Raw genomic sequence first — 6,285 nt, 5'->3', positions numbered from 1 at the left:
AACAACAAAGACAAAAAATATTATTTATTAGAAACTAAAGACAGGGTAGTTAAGGTATTCGCTAATCGAAAAGGCAAATTAGAACGGCCAAAGGTTCATATAGAAAAAGATAAGCAAGGTAAAATACTATCTATAAATATAGAGGAAAATTCCAGATTAGAACTTGAGAAAAAACTAAAATCCATAAAAGAAAAACACAACCTTAACGCTTCGCTTCGGGACAAGCCCTCGCTCGGGCTACGCCAAATTCCCCTTCTGGCATTCGCCTTGCTTACGCAAGCTACATGCCAGTCCCTAACGTCCCGTTGGGACTCAGGGTCGGGGAACTTCGTTAAGGCTATTTCGTTATGCGAAATGCGATTAATCTAAATTTAAAAAGGAAGTTCATGAAAATAAAATATCTTATAATAACTTTTCTTCTAATAGGCTGTTTTGAAAAAAAAGTAAACAAAGATGAAACCTTAGTTTCTTCTATAATTTCTCCGGATAAAAAAGTAAGAATAGATTTAATTAATTCTAATTCAAACCCTATTTGCAAAAACCAACCAGCTTCGCTTTGGGATTCAGGTAAAACTAAAAGAATTTGTTTCTTTAGAATTTTCGATAACAATACAAATAACTTATTATTGGAGATAAATCCGGAATCTGATAAAATTCAAGACAAGGAATTAAAAAAATGTACTCCTGAAAACTTTCCTCTTTCCATTGCTTACGGTTTCATTAAATTTAATAACAACAATGATATTATTTTTGAAGATAACTATGGGATGTATGGATCTTCCGGTGATTTCTCAAAAATAATTTTGTTTAATTGGAAAAATTGTAATTTTAAAACTTTAGCAGAATTTGAAGAAGGAAATATTGGCTGGCCTGATCCTGAGGGAAAAATCTATTTTTACAGTTCTAATAATCAAATCTATGCTTTCTTGACACTTAAGAAAGACAAATCATTCAGAATTATTAAAACACAGGAAAAGGGAAAAAACAAGTATTCAAACTTTTTTGAAAATGAAGAAGACGAGTTAAAAAAAGAAATTCAAATTTTGTATCATGAAGAATTTGATACAGATGAGAAAGAGTTCCCTGAATGGAAATTCAATTATCCTTATTTTATAGCAAAGATAAAAGGAAAAGAATTAAAATTTAATTTGGAACAAGATAAGTTTACAAACTAATCGCACTTCGCATAACAGCATGGAAACGCTGCGCTTCGGCACTTACGGCCTCGCTTGGCCTGCGGCACATTCCCCTTCTGGCACTCGCTTGCATACGCAAGCTACGTGACCAGTCCCTAACGTCCCGGCGGGACTCAGGGTCGGGGAACGTCGTCTCCACTAGTTCGTTAATTGCAATTGGTTAATTCTATTCAAAAAAACCAGCGCGCAATTTTTCTTAAAAGGTGAGAGTCCAACTTTGCTCAATTCAATAATAGATCTTTATATCGGTTTTATTACTTTGTTAATGATTCAAGCGCTTTAAAGAAAAGAATAAGAATTAAGAGATTTATTTCGCTACATTTCCTATTATTTTTTGGTCACGGTTTGCATGATGCAAAAATGATTATCGGGCTTTGAAGACCAAGAATAAGAAAGAAAATTTGCGCGCTGGGATTTCAAACACTTCGTATTATTAGCAAATACAACAAAAACCAACTGCAATTAACTACCGCTAACCACTTCACTTCGGGACTTCGCCCTCGCTTGGCCTTCGGCACATAGGCTTTTGTCACTCGTTTGCTTCCGCAAGCTCGTGCCAATCCCTAACGTCTCCGTACGGAGGCTCAGGGTCAGCCTACGTTGGTTAGCTAGTTCGTTAATTGCAATTAGTTGATCAAAAGAAGAAAACGCGCAAATTTTTTTAGCAAGGTGTTGTCGATTTAAGCTTTGGAAGAGAACAATTAAAGCTTTTCTCTCCATTTAAGTGCAGTTTGCATTTTTTGCTTTTAAGAATTAAGAGAAAATTTGCGCTCACTTTTGTTGACCTTTCGACTTAAATATTTTACTATACGAACTAACTGCAATTAACAGCGGCTTACCGCTCGCTCAGGGCCTTATCCACTTCGCCTCAGATTTCTGAAAAAATCTGGATCTCGTGGGGCCTTTGCTCGGCCTAAAGGCACATTCCGTGTCACGCTAACGCCTCTAAAGAGGCTCAGCTACACGAAACGTCGGTAAGCCTAATTCGTTATGCGCCATAAGTTAAATGTTAATACTTGATACGAATATACTTCTAGAAATTAGTCAGCCCGCAGGGCATAATATAATAAAATCAATCAAAATGCTGTCTGATTCCACAGAAATTGGTCTGCTAGTTACAAATCTAGTTTGTTTTAATGAATTAGCAGTTCAATTAGGAGCGATACCTGCTCGAAATTTAATTACAAAATTTAATATATCTATTATAGATTCGGTTCCTAACAAAATTAAATTTCCTACAACAGAAATAATTAAAAAAATATTTGAATCGGATGATAAAACAGAAAAAATACAAAATGTTTTTCGAACTCAAAACGAAGCTTTGATATCAAAAGCATTCTCTATATTAATTCAAATATTATATTTCACATTAGCTTATTCAGCAGGGGTTACTGAAATAGATGAAGAAAATGAATCAGAACTTGATTCAAAAAACTTTTTTTATTTAATGGACATGATTCAAAATTTGATTCCCAAATTCTCTGAAGAAATTACATCTGCATATTTCTGTCCAGATAATGACAAAAGAATAAAATTCGTGAACGATTCTTTTGAAAACCTAACAAATGCTTATTACATATTTATAAATTATTTTATCAAATGTGTATCAGATCAATTAGATCTCGCCGATTATTTAAAGAATTTTCAAAATGCAAACCATAACGATGGAGAAAATCACTATCCAAAAAAAGCAATCAACTATATCAAAAAAAATCAATTAGATATTATTAATTTTTTAACGAGCAGAATGGAAGATCCGAGCTACCTACTTCCATACAGATATAAAGTTGAACTTATCTTGGATTATTACATAACAGGTAGAAAAATCAAAATAAATGATATTGCAGACTCCCTATTACTAATTTATATACCTGAACACTACATTTTAACCTTCGACAAAAAACTTCTCAAATTCATAAAGCAATTCAATGAAGAAAACTTTAAGTTTTGTATGGATTTAAAAAAATTAACTTACGGCGCATAACAGCATGGAAACGCTGCGCTTCGGCACAAGGCCTCGCTTGGGCTGCGCCACATTTCCCTTCTGTCACTCGTTTGCATCCGCAAACTCCGTGCCAGTCCCTAACGTCCCGTCCGGGACTCAGGGTCGGGAAACGTCGTCTCCACTAGTTCGTTAATTGCAATTAGTTGATCAAATGATTATAACGCGCAAATTTTTTTATGATTTTTGTGGTGCTTAAAGCTTTTAAAAAGACTCGGCGTGCAATATTAATTTGAATGTGTTATTAAGGATTTTAGCTTTTTAAGATTTAAGAGAAAAATTTGCGCTGGCTTGGATGAACCTTTCGACTAAACTTCATTACTATACGAACTAACTGCAATTAACAGCGGCTTACCGCTCGCTCAGGACCTTGTCCACTTCGCCTCAGATTTCTGAAAAAATCTGGATCTCGTGGGGCCTTCGCTCGGCCTAAAGGCACATTCCGTGTTACGCTAACGCCTCTTCAAGAGGCTCAGCTACACGAAACGTCGGTAAGCCTAATTCGTTAGTCGCAATAGGTTAAAATTAATTCTAAATAAGAGATTTAAGAAAAAGGAAAAGAAATTGCAATTTACCAAATTAAAAAGTTTCTATTCAATAAATATATGCTATTTGAATGGGATCATAAGAAAAACGCCTCAAACCTAAAAAAGCATAATATTTCATTCAAACAAGCCTCTGAAGTATTTCTAGATAAAGATGCTATATACATACAAGATGAAAAACATTCCGAAAATGAGGATAGATGGCTAGTCATAGGAAAAATTGAAAATTTTACCGTTGTAGTTGTTGTTTTTGTAGACAAATCTAATAGATCAGAGGAAAAAATAAGAATAATTTCTGCAAGACAGGCGAATAGAACTGAGGAGAATGAATATCTCCAAAGACTAGGTAAAGAATAGTTATGAAAAAAAATTACGACTTTTCAAAAGGCAAAAAAGGAATTTTTTACATTAAAGATAAAAAGGATATCCACCTACCAATTTATCTAGATAACGATATTGAAGAATATTTTTCGAAAATAGCTATTTCGAAGGGTAAAGATATAAATTCAATTATAAATAAAGTATTAAAAAAGGAAGTTGAACTACAAAAAGAACTTTCTGCATAACTGTTAGTTTCTAATTTCCAGTTCGCTTCATTTATCTAGTATTTTTCAAGATGAAACTGGATTCTCTTATTTTCAATATTAGCTGATCAATTCTAAATAAACCGTCTCCCTTTTCATATTATTTAACAAAAAAAACTTAGTATAAATAATAATAAAAATTATTAAATAACCTACTGCGACTAACAGCGGGGAAACGCTTCGCTTCGGCACGAGGCCTCGCTTGGGCTGCGCCACATTCCTCTCCGTCACGCTTCTCGCTCCGCAAGAAGGCGCGCCGACGCTAACGCCTTCTACGAAGGCTCAGCTACGAGGAACGTCGTCTCCCCTAGTTCGTTATGCGAAATATCTCAAAACAAAATATAAGGAAAAATAAATGTATGACAAATCACTTCTAATAAACTACCATTTATATTTGTCAAAGTTCGAAGAACATATCGCAAATAATCAGGCTTTGGCAACATTTGAAAATATTACTGTCATAGTCGACATTGATTATCTAGAACTTAGCTGCGCAGTTATTTTCAAAAATTGCATTTTTATACTTTTACCAAACAAAGAAATTCCAGGGGTATTAATAAATACTTCTGAAACGTTCCGTATAGAAGATTCTCTCGTAGAAGTCAACATCTATGTACGGGGAAAGTCTAGAAAAAAAAATGACCTTAGTTATTTAGACAAAGATGGACCTAACATTTTTATAGATAACTGTGAATTCAATTTGTTTCAATACAACCATCGTAATAGTCAATCTTCGTTTATCAATCCAACTATCCAAATCTCTGGAACAATAGATCACTGTAGGGTAATCTGTAAACAAGAAGTGCAATTATATATTCTTCAGTGTAAATTTACTTTATTTGAAGTCACAGGTAGTTGCTCAAATTTTCAAATTTCGGAAAGCTTTGGTCGTGAACTCAAAATGTATCAATTCACTTCTTCCTTTATGTGGTTTCAAAAAGATCTATCGAAACAATTTTCTCACGTAGAAATCGACATCAAAACAATAGAAAACTTATCACATTCAATATACAATACAAAACATAAAGAATACTTAATTCAAGCACTTCTTATGTTTATGAATACATTCAAAACGAACAAAAATGGGGCATTATTTTTAGAATGCAATAGCATATTATGCAACGTATACAAATATAAAAAACCAAATATTTTATTAAATTTTTTAATCTACGGCATCTTTAAAAATTTCTATTCAACCTCAAGAATGATACTATTTTCTTTATTCATTATATTTTCTTTTGGGTTTTTATATGCATTTATAGGTTATCTTAATAATTCTAAATATAACTTATTAGATTGGCAATATTTCAGCGCGATAACATTTACAACCGTAGGATATGGAGATATAACTCCATGTGGTATATCCAAAATAATTGCTCCTATCGAAGCATTTTCCGGTATTCTTCTGGTAATGGTTACCGGTTGGATTTTATCTCGCCAATATAGTGATTTTTAACTGAATTTAAATAATGAATTTATTAAAAAATTGAGATACTTCGCATAACAGCGCCTTAACGCTTCGCTTCGGGACAAGCCCTCGCTCGGTCTGCGACACATAGGCTTCTGGCACTCCCCTTGCCTGCGCAAGTGTCGTTCCAGTCCCTAACGTCCCGTTGGGACTCAGGGTCAGCCTACGTCGTTAAGGCTAGTTCGTTAGTTGCAATTGCGCGAACCCAAAGCTTAAGCATAACAATTTGTGGAATCAAAGGCAATTATATGATTGACTCACACATATAATTGTGTAAGAATTGAATTACTTATGGCCACTAATCTAAACATTGACTCCAAATTACTTGATGAAGCTTATTCAATAAGTGGATTGAAAACCAAAAGAGAAACTGTAAACACCGCACTCATTGAATTTATTAAAAAGCACAAACAGAAAGAAATTATTAAGTTTTTCAATACCATTGAATACGATTCAAAAGTGACTATAAAAAACTCAGAGCTTAAGTTCC

Annotated in this window: 7 protein-coding genes; all 7 read left to right on the top strand. The window is 33.8% G+C overall.

The features are described from left to right. A partial coding sequence (locus tag LEP1GSC199_RS21540) for a hypothetical protein (RefSeq protein ID WP_039925605.1) occupies positions 1-369 on the top strand: 369 nt, incomplete at its 5' end. Positions 370-386: 17 nt separating this feature from the next. Continuing rightward, positions 387-1,175: a hypothetical protein gene (locus LEP1GSC199_RS00090; RefSeq protein ID WP_002975855.1), complete on the top strand. Its 789-nt coding sequence runs from the start codon at positions 387-389 to the stop codon at positions 1,173-1,175. A gap of 1,027 nt (positions 1,176-2,202) precedes the next feature. Beyond that, a complete protein-coding gene (locus tag LEP1GSC199_RS00080; RefSeq protein ID WP_039925602.1) occupies positions 2,203-3,180 on the top strand; it encodes a hypothetical protein in 978 nt (325 codons plus the stop codon). A gap of 623 nt (positions 3,181-3,803) precedes the next feature. Next, complete coding sequence (locus LEP1GSC199_RS00075) at positions 3,804-4,100, top strand: BrnT family toxin (RefSeq protein ID WP_039925600.1); 297 nt, start codon at positions 3,804-3,806, stop codon at positions 4,098-4,100. 2 nt (positions 4,101-4,102) lie between these two features. Beyond that, a complete protein-coding gene (locus LEP1GSC199_RS00070; RefSeq protein ID WP_002975852.1) occupies positions 4,103-4,309 on the top strand; it encodes a hypothetical protein in 207 nt (68 codons plus the stop codon). Positions 4,310-4,682: 373 nt separating this feature from the next. Continuing rightward, on the top strand, positions 4,683-5,783 hold the full coding sequence (locus LEP1GSC199_RS21390; protein ID WP_002975853.1) for a potassium channel family protein: 1,101 nt from the start codon (positions 4,683-4,685) through the stop codon (positions 5,781-5,783). A 303-nt stretch (positions 5,784-6,086) separates the two neighbouring features. Beyond that, a partial coding sequence (locus LEP1GSC199_RS00060; protein ID WP_002975856.1) for a type II toxin-antitoxin system VapB family antitoxin occupies positions 6,087-6,285 on the top strand: 199 nt, incomplete at its 3' end.

Origin of the sequence: Leptospira vanthielii serovar Holland str. Waz Holland = ATCC 700522 (assembly GCF_000332455.1) — a bacterium.
Classification (GTDB): Bacteria; Spirochaetota; Leptospiria; order Leptospirales; family Leptospiraceae; genus Leptospira_A; species Leptospira_A vanthielii.
The sequence above is the reverse complement of the archived record's forward strand: the minus strand, read 5'-3'. Positions and strand labels throughout refer to the sequence as shown.

Bases quoted from the DNA above. Each gene is read 5' to 3' on its own strand.
- LEP1GSC199_RS00090 (WP_002975855.1), top strand. From the start codon at position 387: ATGAAAATAAAATATCTTATAATAACTTTTCTTCTAATAGGCTGTTTT.
- LEP1GSC199_RS00080 (WP_039925602.1), top strand. From the start codon at position 2,203: ATGTTAATACTTGATACGAATATACTTCTAGAAATTAGTCAGCCCGCA.
- LEP1GSC199_RS00075 (WP_039925600.1), top strand. From the start codon at position 3,804: ATGCTATTTGAATGGGATCATAAGAAAAACGCCTCAAACCTAAAAAAG.
- LEP1GSC199_RS00070 (WP_002975852.1), top strand. From the start codon at position 4,103: ATGAAAAAAAATTACGACTTTTCAAAAGGCAAAAAAGGAATTTTTTAC.
- LEP1GSC199_RS21390 (WP_002975853.1), top strand. From the start codon at position 4,683: ATGTATGACAAATCACTTCTAATAAACTACCATTTATATTTGTCAAAG.